We start from the raw sequence: 15,051 nt of genomic DNA, 5'->3' as shown, positions 1-15,051 counted from the left end.
AAGCCCCGGCGCCGGTCACCTGAAAGTCAGCCAGTGGTCCTCCAGGGCGATGGCCTTGAGCTGCTCCATGGTCAGGGCGGGTGCGGTCCGGGTGGCGTCCTGGCTCTGGCTTCTGGTGTTGAAGGCGGTGATCACCACACGGAAGCCGTCCGTCCGGAGTGTGTCGACCGTCCAGCCCACCGTGCCCCTGCCGCCCTTTCCGTCGGCGCCCAGGTCGTCGTCCAGCATCACCTTGGTGCCGTCGGGCAGGGTGGTGACGTCGTCGGCGCGCGCCTCCAGTTCCCCGGCGACGTCGCCCATGCCGCGCTGCACGTTGATCTGGACCAGGCTCGCCCCCTTGCCGTTCTCCTTCTCCTCCACGACGGCGAAGCCGTATCCCTCCTGGCCGCCCTTGTCCATCACCGAAAGGCTCTCAGGGAGCAGCCGCACCAGTCCGTCCCTGACGGCGTCCGGGCCGCTCGCGTCGGTGCCTGTCGCGCCCGTGCCTGTCGCGTCGGGCCGCTCCTCCTTTTCCGGCTTGTCCAGCTTCTTCGTCAGCGGCTGCCATGCCTTGTCCATGACCAGGGCCTTCATCTGCCGTGGAGTCAGCGGGGGCGTCGGCCGGGACACCTCGGCGCCCTTCTGCGCGGGCGCGTTGTACTCGCTCGCGTCGATCAGCACACCCTCCGGGGTGAGCAGCGCGGCCCGCCAGCGCCGGGTCTCCTCACGCCTGTCCGGGTACTCGTACCCCTGGAACATCAGATACCGAGAGCCGTCGGCCAGCGTCTCGGCGACGCAGGAGTCATGGGCGACCAGCGTCTGGGAAGGGCAGGTGACATGGCCGGCCGCGGCCGCGCCCTCGGGGTCCAGCGAGGTCAGGCCGACGGCGATCGCCGCCGCGCCGTCCCCGTCGTCGAAGACGACGGAGGCGTACGGCATGGTGGGCGTACCGGGCGCCGTGGTGCCGTTGCCGCGGCCCTCCTCATGCATGACCTTCCCCTCCGGGAGGAGGCCCTTGAGGGTGTCGAGCATCTGCCGCCCGGTGATCGAGCCGTCCGAACCGGCGGCTGCGGCGGGCGCGGTCGGCGAGGCGGGTCCTGCCGCCGAAGAGGCGCGGTCCCCCGCATCGGACCCGCCGAGCACCCCGCCCCCGTACGCCCCGCCGAGGCCGACCGCCGCCAGGGCGAGCACGCTCCCGGCGACGGCGGCGGCTCTGCGGCGCGCCAGCCTCCGGCGCCCGCGCCGGATGCCCCCCTCCACCAGTGCGGAACGGTCCGGAGGCCGGAAGGAGTCACCGGTGCGGCGCAAGGCGTCGCCGAACTCGTCTTCAAAAGGCATGGGAAGCCACACTCTCCGCAATAGATGGGTTGAAAACGACAGAAATGCTGATTCAGCAGAACTACTGCTTCAGCAGAACTACTGCTTCAGGAGGCGGCGAACTCGGCGATGCCGCCGCCGAGCTGCTCCCGGAGCTGTGCGAGCGCCCGCACGGATCTGGTGCGGACGGCGGCGGAACTGACGTTCATGGCGTCGGCGGTCTCCTCCACACTGCGGTCCTCCCAGTACCGCAGCACCACCACGGCGCGGTCCTTGGGCGCGAGCCGCGCCAGGGCGCCCAGCAGCGCGACGCGAAGGGCCGGATCGCCGCCGGGCGGCGCGGCGGAGTCAGGGAGCTCGCCGAGGGGGCGCTCGGCGGCGGAGCGCCGCCGCTGATGGGTCAGAAAGACGCGTACGAGGATGGTCTGGGCATATCCCGCGGGGTTGTCCGCCTTGGAGACACGCCCCCACTGCGCGTACACCCGCCCGAGCGTCTCCTGGGTCAGGTCCTCAGCGAGATGAGCGTCGCCGCTGGTCAGCAGGCAAGCGGACCGGAACAGCGAACCGGACCGGCCGACCGCGAACTCCTTGAACTCCTCTGCACGCGACCCCCGCATGCCCTCCCCGTTCGTCGTGCTCCGCACCTACATCTGACTGACGCGCCGGCCTCGGCGAAATGTTTCAGCGGTCGTGCCGACCGTGTCCAAACCGTCATCTGGGGAATCCAAGCGTTATCCACAGCCCCCCATGGACGTGATGCATCGCTGTTAAGTTCGAGCCGTTCTGGCAGAAACCAGTCACAAAACCAACCACGGGGGGACCGGGCATGCGTCTCGGGCGAAACAGCGCGGCGGTCTGCGCGGCATCGGCGGTGCTGCTGGCGGCGGCGATCACCGGCTGCGACGACAAGGACGGCGAGGCGGCCGCCGCCCGCAAGGCGACGCCGACCGCCACCGCAACCGCGTCGCCCGGCGCGTCGGAAGGTCCCGACTCCAGCCCGAGCGCCAGCGTGAGCCCGCCCCCGAGCAGCAGCCCCAGCGCCAGCGCCACGCCGGCCGCCTCGAAGCCCGCGGCGTCCACGCCTGCGGCCAGATCCACTCCGCCTGCCGAGCCGGTCAAGCCCATCAAGTCCGCCAAGCCCACCAAGTCCGCCAAGCCCAAAGCGACCAAGCCGCCGGTGCCGACGCTGCTGGGGCTCCACGCCTCGACGCAGGGCGGCCGCCTCAGCCTGGTGCGCGGCGGCGCGCCACAGGAGTTCACCGTCACCCTGCGCAACGGCAACACCTACGCGTACCGGCATCTGCGGCTTGCGTTCCAGATGGAGTTCCTGGTCCGCGAGCCCGGGGACGAGCCGGCCTCGGGCCCCGGCTTCGTCCTGGAGCGGTGGGACCGCGCGGCGGGCGTCTGGCGGGCGCAGGAGCTGCGCATCGCCAACGATGTGATGCCCTACTGGCTGTACGAGGGCGGAGAGCCGCTCGCCCGCGACGCCGTCCGCACCGAGCGCTTCCGCCTGCGGGCCGGGGCAGCCGTGGCGACGGGCTCCACCCCTTTGATGATCTACGCGATAGACACCGACGCCCCTCAGGGCGCCTCATTCGAGCGCCACCGCCCGGGATACTTCTACCTGCCCCACACGACACGCGCATCCTGAGCGGGGCCACTTCCCTACCTCGGGGCTCCGCCCCAGACCCCACCCCTGGGCTCATTTGAGCCCGTCTGGGGGAGATTGAGGACACGGCGCTGAAGTCCGTACCGGGGCTCTGGGGGGCGAAGCCCCCAGAAGTCACGCCCCCGGCACAGAAGGCTTTCCCGACAGGGACCGCGCCATCAGCCGGTCCACGCCCGGCAGCGCCGAGAGCCGCATGGCCAGGCGCCGCACCCGCAGCCGGGTCGGCGATGACGGCAGAAACCACTCGGCCGCTGCCCGCCCGGCCCGCTGCCGGTCCTCCACGACCGGACGCCAGCGCCGCTCATAGGCCGCGAGCCGCTGCTCCACCGAGCCGCTCCGGCCCAGCTCCTCGGCCAGCACATACGCCCCGGCGACCCCCAGCGACGCGCCCTGCCCGGCGAGCAGCGAGACCGCATGGGCGGCATCGCCGGTCAGCACCGTACGGCCCCGGCTCCATCCGTCCATCACGATCTGCGCCACATGGTCGTAGTACACGTCCTGGTGCGGCGGGCACTTCTCCAGAGCGCGCGGCACGATCCAGCCGAGCCCTCCGTACTCCGCGCGCACCACGGCCCGGGCGTCCGCGGGCAGTTCGCGCTGCGCGCTGCGATGCACGGCGAACGCCGCGACCTTCCCGTCACGCAGCGCGTAGAACCCCATCTGCTGCCCCACGGTGTCGGTGAGACAGAATCTGCCGCTCACCTCACGCAGCAGGCCGGGATCGTCGAACACAAAGGCGGCCGTATGGAATCCGAGGTGCCGCAGATACCGGTCCTCCCCACCGAAAACGAGCCGCCGCACGGTCGAATGCACCCCGTCCGCCCCGACGAGCAGATCCGCATGCTCCGCACCGCCGTCCGCAAGGGTGACCCGTACGCCGTCCGCGGTCTCCTCGATCCGCTCGGGACCGGTCCCGTACCGCAGGTCGACCCGATCCGACAGCCCTTCCCGCAGCGCGCGTTCGAGATCGGGCCGCATGATGCTCATCAGCCGCCCGCCGACGACCCGGGAGAACCGCCCGTAGTCCAGCCCGGCCCTGCGCCGGCCCCGCTCGTCCACATAGCTGACCTCGTCGACCCGGTAACTCAGCTCCCTCAGCCGGGGAAGCAGCCCCATGGCCTCGGCGGCGTCATAGCCGGGGCCGAAGAAGTCGACCATGTAGCCCTGCCCACGCGGGCCGGGCGCCCTCTCCAGTACGACGACCTGCCACCCCATGCCGTCCAGCCGCTGTGCCAGGGCGAGCCCCGCGATGCCCGCCCCGCAGATGACCGCCTTCACCGCGTCCCCTCCCCCCGCAGCCCCCCGCCGTAGACCGCGAGCAGCTCGTCCCCCCAGCGCTCAAGCCCCGCCGCCGAGAGCGGATCGACCCCGACAACCTCCTGGATCCGCCGCCGCAACAGCACCACGGCCAGATCGTTGACCAGCAAAAACGCCGCCCGCACCAGCGGATCCCGGCCCGGCGTCGCCGTCCCGGACTCCACCATCCCCGCCAGCGCCTGCCGGCTCAGCTCGAACAGTCTGCGGAACAGCGCCCGTCCCGCTTCGCCCTCGGCCGTCAGCAACCGGGTGAGATACCCGGGCACCGCCGACCCCTCCGGCAGCTGCCCCGCGATGGCCTCGGCCACGGACCCACTGGCTCCACCGGCGACGGCCTCGTCCAGCACCTTCTCAAAGACGGCTGCCACATACCGGTCGACCTCTTCCCGCAGGCCCTCCTTCGACCCGAAGTGATGCACCACCAACCCCGGCGACACCCCCGCGGCCGCCGCGATCTGCCGCACCGACACCCCCTCGACGCCACGCTCGGCAAAGAGCCGCAACGCCTCATCCCGAACGACAGCCCGACTCGTCCGGTCCTCGGCCATCCCAGAAGATCCAGCATGCATTGAACACATGTACAGCATGCTAAACACTCGTTCAATCACCGGCAAGCCCCCACCGCCCGCCACCGGCCCCAAAACGGCAAAAGCCCAGGTCACCAAAAGTGACCTGGGCCTTGACCCGTGTTGCGACGCGGGAGATCAGCCGAGCGGCAGAGGAGACGGACCCGCCGGGGCGGCACCCGCGACGCGGAAGTTGTCCGCGTGCTCCAGCGTGAAGCGCTCCCAGGTGGACGCCTTGTCCGAGCGGGCGCGCAGCAGACCCGCGTCCGACCCCGTGTACTTGAGTTCCGTGCTGACGAACTTGCCGTTCCGCACCGACTTCAGGGCATAGCTCTGGCCACCCTGCGGCACCAGAGTCAGCCGCTCCCACGCGTCGGGACGCTCGGTGCGGGCGCGCAGCATCCCCTCGTACTTGCCGGTCCGGTTGATCTCGACGCTCACGAAGAGGCGATTGCTCACCGACCGGAGCGAGACCGTCTTTCCGCCGTCAGACGTGTGGAGCGTGAACTGCTCCCAGCCCTGGGCCTTGTCACTGCGGGCCCGCAGCCTTCCCTCGTCCGCACCGGCGGCGCTCAGCTCAGCCGCCACATACTTGTCGTTCGCGTGCGCCTTCAGAGACCAGCGGGCGACGTGCGCGCCGATCCAGTCCGCAATGTCATCCACCCGGGTCTCGACGGCGCCCCGGCGGGTCTCCTCGGACCCGAGGCATCCCCCCTGCCAGGAACGGCTGCTGACGGCGACCAGCTCATCGCCGCCGGCGCCGGCGCGGACCGCGGGGCCACCCGCGTCCCCCTTGCAGATCGCCGCGCCGTCCTGGCCCTCGACGTCCAGCTGGGCACCGCGGGTGCCGGTGACAGCGAACGTACCGACATGCATCCGCCCCGGCACCCACTCATCCTTGGTGCGGCCGTACCCGGCGACGGCCAGCTTCTCCCCGTCCACGGGGGCCTTGGCGCTGAGCGCCACCGGCTCGATGCCCGTGACCGGCGAGGACAGCCTCGCCAGCACCAGATCCCGATCACTCCGCGGGACGAGTTCCACGATGTCCCGCACCTGGCCGGAGGCAGAACCCAGCTCCGTGCCCCCCACGGTGACCTTGGCAGGGCGGTCAGGCGCACCCGCGGTCACCTGCGCGGGGTCTGCCGCGAAGCAGCTCGCCGCCGTGGCGACCCACTGCGCCTCTATGAGAGCGCCGGAACAGGAGGCGTCCCCCTTACCGGCATCGATCTTCGCGACGAAAGACTTCTCCCCGTCGGGGGCGGGCTCCCCCACTACCGCCTGTGCCGGGCTGGCAACGAGCGCCCCCGCCGCAACCACCACGCCGGCGACCCAAGCCCCGTACCTCGTTGTCCTGCTCATGTGTCTCCCTCAATCACGGCATGCCGCCCCGTTCCCCCGGCCAAGCGCAGACTCGATCTCAAGGAGCCACTCCCCCCATAGGGTGTGCCAATGGCCAATCGGCTCACCAGAGATGCCGTGGTCAGCGGCGCTTTTAAGCTACCACCCGCTGATCACCGGGAAGCAGCTTGCTGACACTTCGAGGCAGGCGCCACCGGCTGCGGTGCCGGTTCGACGCGGGGGGCTTCACCACACCCCAAGGGATCCCATATCAAGTCCCCCGAGAGCCGCCAACACCCCACGCCTTCGGGCTGGATCAGGCGGATCTTTCATGACTGTATGGATGGGGAACTTTTCTGACGCTACGTTGGATGTTCGCGCCATCGTCAAGAACCAAGGATCCGCATGTTCTTCAAAGAGCTCGGGCTGACTCAACACGACTCCCTTGCCGCCGCTCAGGCCGCCGCCAGCGAAGCCGCCACCGCCTCCGGCGGGCGCGTCTTCACCTGCGTGGTGTTTCAGCAGGGCGGACGCCTCATGCTAACCACTGCGTTCTCGTACGCTTTCCTCGTCAACCATGTCGCCGCGGACTCTGCGGCCAAGGGCGGCAACCCCAGAACGGCGACCAACCGCCCTATGGACAGTGGCCATGTACGTGCAATCACCAAGTATCTTGCCGAGAACGAGAAGGACTACATCCTCCCCCCTCTGACACTGAACGTCCGCTCGATTCCGGCAATCCACATCCCTCGTGGCAACTTCGCGATGACAGCTGGATTTGTAGTCATCGGCGACGAGACTCGGTTCTCTGTGACCGATGGCCAGCACCGGCTCGCGGCCATCGCCAAGCGCGGCGAAGCTCTGGCCGACAGCGACACGCAGTTCATGTCCGACGGCATCTCCGTCGTCATCGTCGTTGAGCCTGACGTCGCGCGCATTCACCAGGACTTCGCCGACGCTGCACAGACCAAGCAGATCCCAGCAAGCCTGCTGGCCGCGTACAACACCCGCGAACCGCTGAACCGCGTCCTTACGAAGATCGTGGACAACTCTGAACTCTTCAAGGGGCGGATCGACGAGACCTCCAAGAGCCTCTCAAAGCTTTCGCCCGCGATTTTCCTGCTCAACCAGGTGCGGGGGATGATCAAGGAGCTTCTGTTCCACGACTACGCGCTCAGCGAGGCGAGCATCCCCGCCCGTAGCCTCCAGGTCATCGGAACCAATGAGACTCAGGACGCCTTCATTGCCCGCACCCTGGCTATGCTCGCCACCCTCACTGACAACATGGCGCCCTGGAACGCGATAGCCAAGCTCCCCACGACCGGAGGTGTCGCGAACCAGGTCGTGGACTACCGCAAGCACTACGTCAACATGACCGCAACCGGGCTCGTCGTCATCGGCCACGTCGCGTACGAAATCGAGAAGCACCCGGACCCTGACTGGCGCACCGCAAAATACGTCGACCTCGCGACCAAGATTGACTGGCGCCGCGACGCCGGACTCTGGCAGGGCAACATCATTAACGGCGACAAGATCAGCACTACACGGGCACCCGGCCGCCGGGCCGCGGCGGCCGTCATGAATGCCCTTGAGCTGATGCCCCTCGACGCCAGCATCGCACAGCCCGTCATGGAGCCCTTTGCTCCGCAGTTGAAGCCTCTGAACTAGCACGCTCAGAAGCGCCCCGCCCCCGGCCTTTACCGGGGGCGGAGACACTCTCTTGGTTTGGACAGCACCCCGCCGAGCCGCTGGCATAGACCGCCGCCTGCGCAGCCCCTTGAACTACGGGATTGTGGAATCTCATCAAAGGCCGTTGCAGCCCTGGCTCAAGCTGGTGGCCGCCCCACCCGGGGCAGCCTCGGTGTTGTTACCCAGCACACCGTTCAGGATGCTCACTTCACCGAGGGCGTCGAGGCGACGGCCGCCATGGTGCCGCGCGGAAGTGCCCGCCTGCCCCAGCAGAGGGCGGTCGAGCAGGCGAACGAGCAGGATGGCCTCACGTCGGCCTCACATGAGGGTGCGAAGATCATCGCGGTCCGCCCCCGCACGGTCACTGCATAAGAAAAAGCCCAGCTCAGCGGGTATCTGAGCCGGACTTCTCTGGAGCCACCTGCGGGATTCGAACCCGCGACCTACGCATTACGAGTGCGTTGCTCTGGCCAACTGAGCTAAGGTGGCGCGCTGCGAGAAAACGCGTCCCCCCTCGGGAACACGTTCGCATCAGCAGCGGCGCTAAGTCTACAGGGTTATTCTGGGTGCCCCGAACCAGGTCCTGCGTGGCCCCGGTCCCGCGTCTCGGCAGGGTCAGCAGCGCTTGCCGTCCTTGGGAGGGGTGCCTTCCAGGAGGTAGGTGTTGATCGCGGTGTCGATGCAGTCGCTGCCGCGGCCGTACGCCGTGTGGCCGTCGCCGTCGTAGGTGAGCAGGGTGCCGGAGTCGAGCTGGGCGGCGAGGGACTCGGCCCACTTGTAGGGGGTGGCCGGGTCCCTTGTGGTGCCGACGACCACGATCGGGGCCGCGCCCTCGGCCTCGATGCGGTGGGGGGCGCCGGTGGCGGCTGTGGGCCAGAAGGTGCAGTTCAGGGCCGCCCAGGCGAAGCCCCTGCCGAAGACGGGGGACGCCTTCTCGAATTCCGGCAGGGCCGAGCGCACGGCGGCGGCGTCCTTGAAGGCGGGCGGGAGGTCGAGGCAGTTCACGGCGGCGTTGGCGTACATCAGGTTGGCGTAGGAGCCGTCCGGAGAGCGCTCGTAGTAGCTGTCGGCCAGCGAGAGCAGGCCCGAGCCGTCGCCGTTCATGGCCGCTGTCAGCGCCTCGCGCAGCTGCGGCCAGGCGCCCTCGTCGTACATCGCCGCGACGACGCCCGTGGTGGCCAGTGACTCGCCCAGCTCACGGCGCTCACCCGTGGGCACCGGTTCGGCGTCGACCTGCGCGAAGAAGGCCTTCATCCGGGCCGATGCGTCGGCGGCGGACGTCTGGCCGAGCGGGCAGTCCGGCTGCCGTACGCAGTCGGCGGCGAACGCCTGGAAGGCCGTCTCGAAGCCTGCGGTCTGGTCGCGGTTCAGCTCGCGGGCGGAAAGCGAGGGGTCCATCGCGCCGTCGAGGACGAGCCGGCCGACCCGCGCGGGGAACAGCTCGGCGTAGGTCGCCCCGAGGAAGGTGCCGTACGACGCCCCCACATACGTCAGCTTCTCGTCGCCCAGCACCGCACGGAGGATGTCCATGTCACGCGCCGCCTCCACGGTGGACACATGCGGCAGAATCTCGCCGGAGCGCTTTTCGCAGCCCGCCGCGAAGTCCTGGAGCGCCCTGGTCAGCGCCGCCGTCTCGGCCGCGTCGTCCGGGGTCTGGTCGACCTGGGTGTACGCGTCCATCTCCGCCCCCGTCAGGCATTCGACGGGCTCGCTGCGCGCCACGCCGCGCGGGTCGACGGCGACCATGTCATAGCGGGCCCGCACCGGGGCGGGGTAGCCGATGCCCGCGTACCCCTGGAGGTAATCGAGGGCCGAGCCACCGGGTCCGCCCGGATTGACCTGCAGCGACCCCAGCCGCTTGCCCGGTCCGGTGGCCTTTTTGCGGGCGACGGCCAGCTCGATGGAGCCGTCGCCGGGGGCGTCGTAGTCAAGCGGGGCCTTCATCGTGGCGCAGTCGAAGCCGGGCACCCCGCACTCCCGCCAGGTCAACTTCTGTGTGTAGTACGGCTTGAGACCGGCGGAAGGCGCGGCCGCCGCGGATGCGGAGGAGGGGGCGGCGTCGGACGACTCGGCGGCGTCGGACGGCGAACTTCCGCCGGTGCAGCCGGAGATGAGCACGCTCAGCGAGGTGAGCGCGAGGGCGGAGGTGCGGAGCAGACGCCTGGTGTCCATTCCCGGAGAGTAATGGAAGGGTGCGGCGGAAGGGCGGGCAGGCATATGCGCGGCGCGGGGCGTCAGCCCACGCCAGGGCGTCAGCCCGTGCCGGGTGTCAGCCCACGCCAGGGCGTCAGCCCGTGCCGGGTGTCAGCCCACGCCAAGGCGTCAGCCGGGTGTCAGCCCACGCCGGGTGTCAGCCCGTGCCGGGTCTCGGCCCACGCCGGGTGTCAGCCCGTGCCGGGTCTCGGCCCACGCCGGGTGTCAGCCCGTGCCGGGTCTCGGCCCACGCCGGGTGTCAGCCGGCCCGCAGCGCCACCGCCATCGCCTCGACCGCCAGCAGCGGGGCGACGTTGCGCTCCAGCGTCTGGCGGCAGGCGACGATCGCCTCTATCCGGCGCAGCGTCCGCTCCGGCGTGGAACCCCGCGCAACGCGGTCCAGCGAGTCCCGTACATCCTCATTGGCGAGCATGACCCCGGAACCCATCTGCAGCGCTAGCACATCGCGGTAGAAGCCGGTCAGGTCCGAGAGCGCGAGGTCGAGGCTGTCCCGCTGAGTGCGCGTCCTGCGGCGCTTCTGCTTGTCCTCCAGCTCCTTCATCGCCCCGGCGGTGCCGCGCGGCATCCGGCCGCCCGCGGCCGCGCCCAGCGCGGCCTTGAGCTCTTCTGTCTCCTTGGCGTCGATCTCCTCCGCCGCCTGGGCTGCGTCCTCGGCAGCGGCGTCGATCAGCTCCTGGGCGGCCTTGAGACAGCCGCCGATGTCCTCGATGCGCAGCGGCAGCTTGAGCACCGCCGCCCGCCGGGCACGGGCGCGCTCGTCGGTGGCCAGCCTGCGCGCGCGGCCGATGTGCCCTTGCGTGGCGCGGGCGGAGGCCGCGGCGACCTCCGGCTCGATGCCGTCTCGCCGTACGAGGACGTCGGCGACGGCCGCGACCGGGGGTGTGCGGAGGGTGAGGTGACGGCAGCGGGAGCGGATGGTGGGCAGCACATCCTCCAGGGAGGGCGCGCACAGCAGCCACACCGTGCGGGCGGCGGGCTCCTCGACCGCCTTGAGCAGCACATTGGCGGCGCCCTCGGTGAGACGGTCGGCATCCTCCAGGATGATGATCTGCCAGCGTCCGCCGGCCGGGGAGAGCTGGGCGCGGCGGACCAGGTCGCGGGTCTCCTTGACCCCGATGGACAGCAGGTCGGTGCGGACGACCTCCACATCGGCGTGGGTGCCGACGAGAGCGGTGTGGCAGCCGTCGCAGAACCCGCAGCCCGGCTCGCCGCCGAGCGACCGGTCCGGGCTGACGCACTGCAGCGCGGCGGCGAAGGCCCGGGCGGCGGTGGAACGCCCGGAGCCCGGCGGGCCGGTGAACAGCCAGGCGTGCGTCATCTTCGAGGCCTCAGGGGCCGGCTCCCCCGCCGCCTCGGCGGTGACGAGGGAATCGGCATCACGGGCGGCGGCGGAGAGCTGCGCCCGGACACGCTCCTGCCCGACCACGTCATCCCATACGGCCATGCGCCGTCACCGCCCTTTCTGCGCTGCGGCCTCCCATTGTGAACGAGCCCTCTGACAATCCGTCCCGCCCGTCTCTCCCTCGGGACGGGCGGCCCGGACAAGCGCCCCGGGCGACCCGGCGGCCCGGACAAGCGGCCCGGGCGACCCGGCGACCCGGACGGCCAGGCTCAGCGGCCCTGCCTGCGGTCGTCGTCCTCGTGCGGGCCGAGCAGTTCGTCCGCGAGGGTCGGCAGATCGTCCAGCGGGGTCTCCTCGGCCCAGTCCGGACGCCGACGGCGCGGCCGGTCCCCGGCGCCCCGGTCCCGGTCCGGGGCCTGCCCCTGGCTCTCCCGCCCGGCCGTGCCCGCATCCGGCTCGACCTGCGGCAGTTCGCGGGTGGGGTCCTGCGCACCGGAGGGCGCGGCAGAGGGCAGCTCGTCGCGGAAGAGGCCCGGCGGAACCCGGTCCGCTGGGTCTTCCACCTTCGGCAGCAGGGCCGTTTCCGCCGTGTCCGAGGAGTCGGAGGCTTCCGAGGAGCCGGACGCGTTCGGCGAGCCGGACTTGTCCAGGGCGCCGGACGTGCCCGAAGACCCCGGGGAGCCCGAGTCGTCCCCCGGAACCTTCGGCAGCAGCGTCGTCTCGGTCTCGTCCGCCCCGGCGTCCCGGGCGGCCGACTTCCCGATGACCGGCCGCGGGACCTCCTGCGTCACCTCGTCCGGGCCCACCTCGCCCGCCTCGTCCGGGCCCACGTCATCCGGGCCGGCCTCGTCCGCACGGCGCTCCGGCTTCACCACCGGCGTGGGCACGGTCACCTCGGACGCCGATTCATCCCGGGCCCTCGCGGCCGCGGCCGCGGCCGCGGCGGCCTCGGCTTCCGCGCGCCGCCGCGCCTCCTCCGCCTTCAGCAGCGCTTCCTCGGCCTTGCGCTGCTTCTCCAGCCGCCGCGCCTCGGCCTCCGCCCGCAGCCGGGCCTCTTCCTCCGCCTGCTTGCGCAGCCGTTCCTGCTCCGCCCGGCGCGCCTTCTCCTCGGCCTCGCGCCGCCGCCGTTCCTCCTCGGCGAGCCGCCGCGCCTCCTCGGCCCGCTGCCGGGCCTCCTCCGCCTGCCGCTCTGCCTCGCGCCGCTTGGCTTCCTCCAGTTCGCGGCGCTTGCGCTCCTCCTCTTCGGCGCGCAGCCGGGCGAGCTGCTCCTGGCGCTCGCGCTCCCTGCGCTCCTCCTCGGCCTTGCGCGCCGCTTCTTCCTCCGCGCGCCGCCTGGCCTCCTCCTCGGCGGCCTTGCGGGCCTCCTCCCGGGCCTTCACCTCGGCTTCGGAGAGCGGCAGAAGCTGGTCGAGCCGATGCCGTACGACGGTGGTGACCGCCTCGGCATCCTGGCCGGCGTCCACCACGAGATAGCGGCCCGGGTCCGCCGCGGCCAGCGTCAGGAACCCGGCGCGCACCCGCTGATGGAACTCGGCCGGTTCCGACTCCAGCCGGTCCGGCGCCTCGGTGAACCGCTCGCGCGCGGTCTCGGGCGAGACGTCCAGCAGCACGGTCAGATGGGGTACGAGGCCGTCCGTCGCCCAGCGCGAGATACGGGCGATCTCGGTCGGCGACAGATCCCGTCCCGCGCCCTGATAGGCGACGGAGGAGTCGATATAGCGGTCCGAGATGACCACCGCGCCCCGCTCAAGCGCCGGGCGCACCACCGAGTCGATGTGTTCGGCGCGGTCGGCGGCGTACAGCAGCGCTTCGGCCCGGCTGGACAGTCCGGCGCTCGACACATCGAGCAGGATCGAGCGCAGCCGCTTGCCGATCGGCGTGGCACCCGGCTCACGGGTGACCACCACCTCGTGGCCCTTGGCGCGGATCCACTCGGCCAGCGCCTTGACCTGCGTGGACTTCCCGGCTCCGTCGCCGCCCTCGACGACGAGGAAGAATCCCGCGGCGGCGGTGGCCTGCGCCGGGTCCGAACCGCCGCGCAGCGCCTCGCCCAGATCGCGGCGCAGGGGCACCCCGGCCCGGTCGTCCGTCCTGGCGAGGACGACGACGGCCACGGGCAGCAGCAGCGCTCCGACGAGCATCAGGGTGAACGCCGCTCCGCCGTGCGCGAAGACGACGTCGCCGCCCGTCAGCCGGCGCCGGCCGATCCCCGCGGCCAGCAGCGGGGCCGCGATCGCGCCGAGCCCGATGGCGACCCGTACGACCGCCTGCAGATGGTCGGTGATCCGGGCGCGCCGGAACTCCTCGGTCTCCTGGTCGATCAGCACATGCCCGGTGTTGGCCGCCACCCCGGCGGCACAGCCAGCCAGCACGGCGAGCAGCACCACGGTCGCCGTGTCGGGCACCAGACCGGCCGCGAGCAGCGCCACGCCGGTGACGGCGATGGCGAGGGCGAGGAGCCGCCGTCGCGAGAGCGCCGGCAGGACGGCCCCGGCCGCGCGGATGCCGACCCCGGTCCCGCCGGTGAGGCCCAGCACGAGCAGCGCGAAGGCCGCCGGGCCGCCGCCCAGGTCGACGGCGTGCAGGACGGACAGCGCCACGGCGGAGGCGATGGCCCCGGCGACGGCGGCGCAGGCCAGCACGAAGAGCGGTATCCCGCCGGTGCGCCCCTTCTCCAGCCGCCGGTCTCCCCGCTTGTCTCCCTGCCTGTCTCGGTGCTTGTCTCCCTGCCTGTCTCCGCTGTCGGCGCCGGAGGCCGAGGGGCGGCGCAGGCCCTCCAGCGGCGAGCGCGGCCGTGGCGTCTGCGTGCCGGGAAGCTCCAGGAAGTACAGGGTGGACACGGACGCGGCGAAGAGGCCGGCCGCCACATACGAGCCGAGAGCCGCCTGGTGCAGCGAGAACCAGTCCACTCCGGTGGCGAGCAGCTTGCCGATCAGCGTGGCGGCGAGCAGAGCCGCGGCCGCCGCGGGGACGGCGGCGAAGCCGGTGCGCAGCCACAGCCTGCGCAGTGCGCCGAGCCTGTCGGGCAGCGGCCGCACCGCGGCGCCCTCCGGGGGCGGTCCCGGCAGCAGGGCCGGAGCTGCGCTCTCCCGTGCGATGGTCCAGAAGCGCTCTGCCGTCCCGGTGAGGAAGACGGTGACGAGCAGCAGCGTGAGCGCGTTGCCCCGGAGCCAGTCGATCCACAGGGGCGCGACGACCAGCAGCGCGAGCCGTACGCCATCCGCGCCGATCATGGTCCAGCGGCGGTCCAGCGGGCCGCCGGGGGCGGTCAGCGTGGTCATCGGGCCGAGCAGTACGGCTCCGAAGAGGAGGGTGGACAGCACACGCACGCCGAGCACGGCTGCGACGGCGAAGGCCGCTCCGCGGTAGCCGCCGCCGAAGGCGCCCTCCAGGACCGCCGCCTCCAGCGACAACAGCAGAAGCACCAGCACCGCGAGCGCGTCGCCGACGCCGCTGACGAACTGCGCGCTCCACAGCCGCTTGAGCGCGGGGTAGCGCAGCAGGGCGCGGACGGCGCGCTCTTGTGAATCGGCGGTCAGCGCGTCGGGAACGTCGGACACGTCGGAATCCGCAGCAGTGTCTGAGGCTCGCGTCATCCGCCCAGCCTATCCGGACTGCCC

At 71.4% G+C, this 15,051-nt stretch carries 10 protein-coding genes and 1 tRNA gene; 2 read left to right on the top strand and 9 right to left on the bottom strand.

Annotation, left to right across the window (positions count from 1 at the left end; all coding sequences use genetic code 11):
• Positions 1-15: 15 nt before the first annotated feature.
• Together OF819_RS15790 and OF819_RS15785 are read right to left on the bottom strand one after the other, a co-directional pair.
• Positions 16-1,317, bottom strand: coding sequence for a hypothetical protein (locus OF819_RS15790; RefSeq protein ID WP_267244161.1), 1,302 nt, complete (start codon positions 1,315-1,317; stop codon positions 16-18).
• An 86-nt stretch (positions 1,318-1,403) separates the two neighbouring features.
• Complete coding sequence (locus tag OF819_RS15785) at positions 1,404-1,913, bottom strand: SigE family RNA polymerase sigma factor (RefSeq protein WP_267244160.1); 510 nt, start codon at positions 1,911-1,913, stop codon at positions 1,404-1,406.
• 209 nt (positions 1,914-2,122) lie between these two features.
• Between OF819_RS15785 and OF819_RS15780 the strand changes: the two genes are divergently transcribed.
• The gene (locus tag OF819_RS15780; protein ID WP_267244159.1) at positions 2,123-2,947 is read left to right on the top strand and encodes a hypothetical protein; all 825 of its coding nucleotides are present in this window, start codon (positions 2,123-2,125) and stop codon (positions 2,945-2,947) included.
• A gap of 132 nt (positions 2,948-3,079) precedes the next feature.
• Here the strand turns inward: OF819_RS15780 and OF819_RS15775 are convergent, their stop codons facing one another.
• The 3 genes from OF819_RS15775 to OF819_RS15765 form a co-directional block, all read right to left on the bottom strand.
• Positions 3,080-4,243, bottom strand: a complete 1,164-nt coding sequence (locus OF819_RS15775) for an FAD-dependent monooxygenase (protein ID WP_267244158.1) — start codon at positions 4,241-4,243, stop codon at positions 3,080-3,082.
• Positions 4,240-4,785 carry a TetR/AcrR family transcriptional regulator gene (locus OF819_RS15770; RefSeq protein WP_267244157.1) on the bottom strand — a complete coding sequence of 182 codons (546 nt, stop codon included), beginning with the start codon at positions 4,783-4,785 and terminating at the stop codon, positions 4,240-4,242. The genes OF819_RS15775 and OF819_RS15770 overlap by 4 nt, the downstream gene beginning before the upstream one ends.
• 201 nt (positions 4,786-4,986) lie before the next feature.
• Positions 4,987-6,207, bottom strand: a complete 1,221-nt coding sequence (locus OF819_RS15765) for a trypsin-like serine protease (protein ID WP_267244156.1) — start codon at positions 6,205-6,207, stop codon at positions 4,987-4,989.
• A 384-nt stretch (positions 6,208-6,591) separates the two neighbouring features.
• On the opposite strand from OF819_RS15765, the gene OF819_RS15760 reads away from it, so the two are divergent.
• Entirely contained in the window at positions 6,592-7,854 is a 1,263-nt protein-coding gene (locus OF819_RS15760; RefSeq protein ID WP_267244155.1) for a DNA sulfur modification protein DndB, read from the top strand.
• Positions 7,855-8,287: 433 nt separating this feature from the next.
• On the opposite strand, the gene OF819_RS15755 is transcribed toward OF819_RS15760, so the two are convergent.
• From OF819_RS15755 to tmk, 4 genes are all read right to left on the bottom strand, one after another.
• Positions 8,288-8,364: transfer RNA gene (locus tag OF819_RS15755), tRNA-Thr, on the bottom strand.
• 126 nt (positions 8,365-8,490) lie between these two features.
• The gene (locus OF819_RS15750) at positions 8,491-10,047 is read right to left on the bottom strand and encodes an alpha/beta hydrolase (protein WP_267244154.1); all 1,557 of its coding nucleotides are present in this window, start codon (positions 10,045-10,047) and stop codon (positions 8,491-8,493) included.
• A gap of 280 nt (positions 10,048-10,327) precedes the next feature.
• Positions 10,328-11,533 carry a DNA polymerase III subunit delta' gene (locus OF819_RS15745; protein ID WP_267244153.1) on the bottom strand — a complete coding sequence of 402 codons (1,206 nt, stop codon included), beginning with the start codon at positions 11,531-11,533 and terminating at the stop codon, positions 10,328-10,330.
• A gap of 167 nt (positions 11,534-11,700) precedes the next feature.
• Positions 11,701-15,027, bottom strand: a complete 3,327-nt coding sequence (gene tmk / locus OF819_RS15740; RefSeq protein WP_267244152.1) for a dTMP kinase — start codon at positions 15,025-15,027, stop codon at positions 11,701-11,703.
• Positions 15,028-15,051 lie beyond the last annotated feature (24 nt).

The organism is Streptomyces sp. PR69, from assembly GCF_026420845.1.
Lineage (GTDB): Bacteria > Actinomycetota > Actinomycetes > Streptomycetales > Streptomycetaceae > Streptomyces.
This window is presented reverse-complemented; position numbering and strand designations above follow the sequence as displayed.

Excerpts from the sequence above, each read along its gene's own strand:
- OF819_RS15790 (WP_267244161.1), bottom strand. The coding sequence starts at position 1,317 with ATGCCTTTTGAAGACGAGTTCGGCGACGCCTTGCGCCGCACCGGTGAC.
- OF819_RS15785 (WP_267244160.1), bottom strand. The coding sequence starts at position 1,913 with ATGCGGGGGTCGCGTGCAGAGGAGTTCAAGGAGTTCGCGGTCGGCCGG.
- OF819_RS15780 (WP_267244159.1), top strand. The coding sequence starts at position 2,123 with ATGCGTCTCGGGCGAAACAGCGCGGCGGTCTGCGCGGCATCGGCGGTG.
- OF819_RS15765 (WP_267244156.1), bottom strand. The coding sequence starts at position 6,207 with ATGAGCAGGACAACGAGGTACGGGGCTTGGGTCGCCGGCGTGGTGGTT.
- OF819_RS15760 (WP_267244155.1), top strand. The coding sequence starts at position 6,592 with ATGTTCTTCAAAGAGCTCGGGCTGACTCAACACGACTCCCTTGCCGCC.
- OF819_RS15750 (WP_267244154.1), bottom strand. The coding sequence starts at position 10,047 with ATGGACACCAGGCGTCTGCTCCGCACCTCCGCCCTCGCGCTCACCTCG.
- OF819_RS15745 (WP_267244153.1), bottom strand. The coding sequence starts at position 11,533 with ATGGCCGTATGGGATGACGTGGTCGGGCAGGAGCGTGTCCGGGCGCAG.
- tmk (WP_267244152.1), bottom strand. The coding sequence starts at position 15,027 with ATGACGCGAGCCTCAGACACTGCTGCGGATTCCGACGTGTCCGACGTT.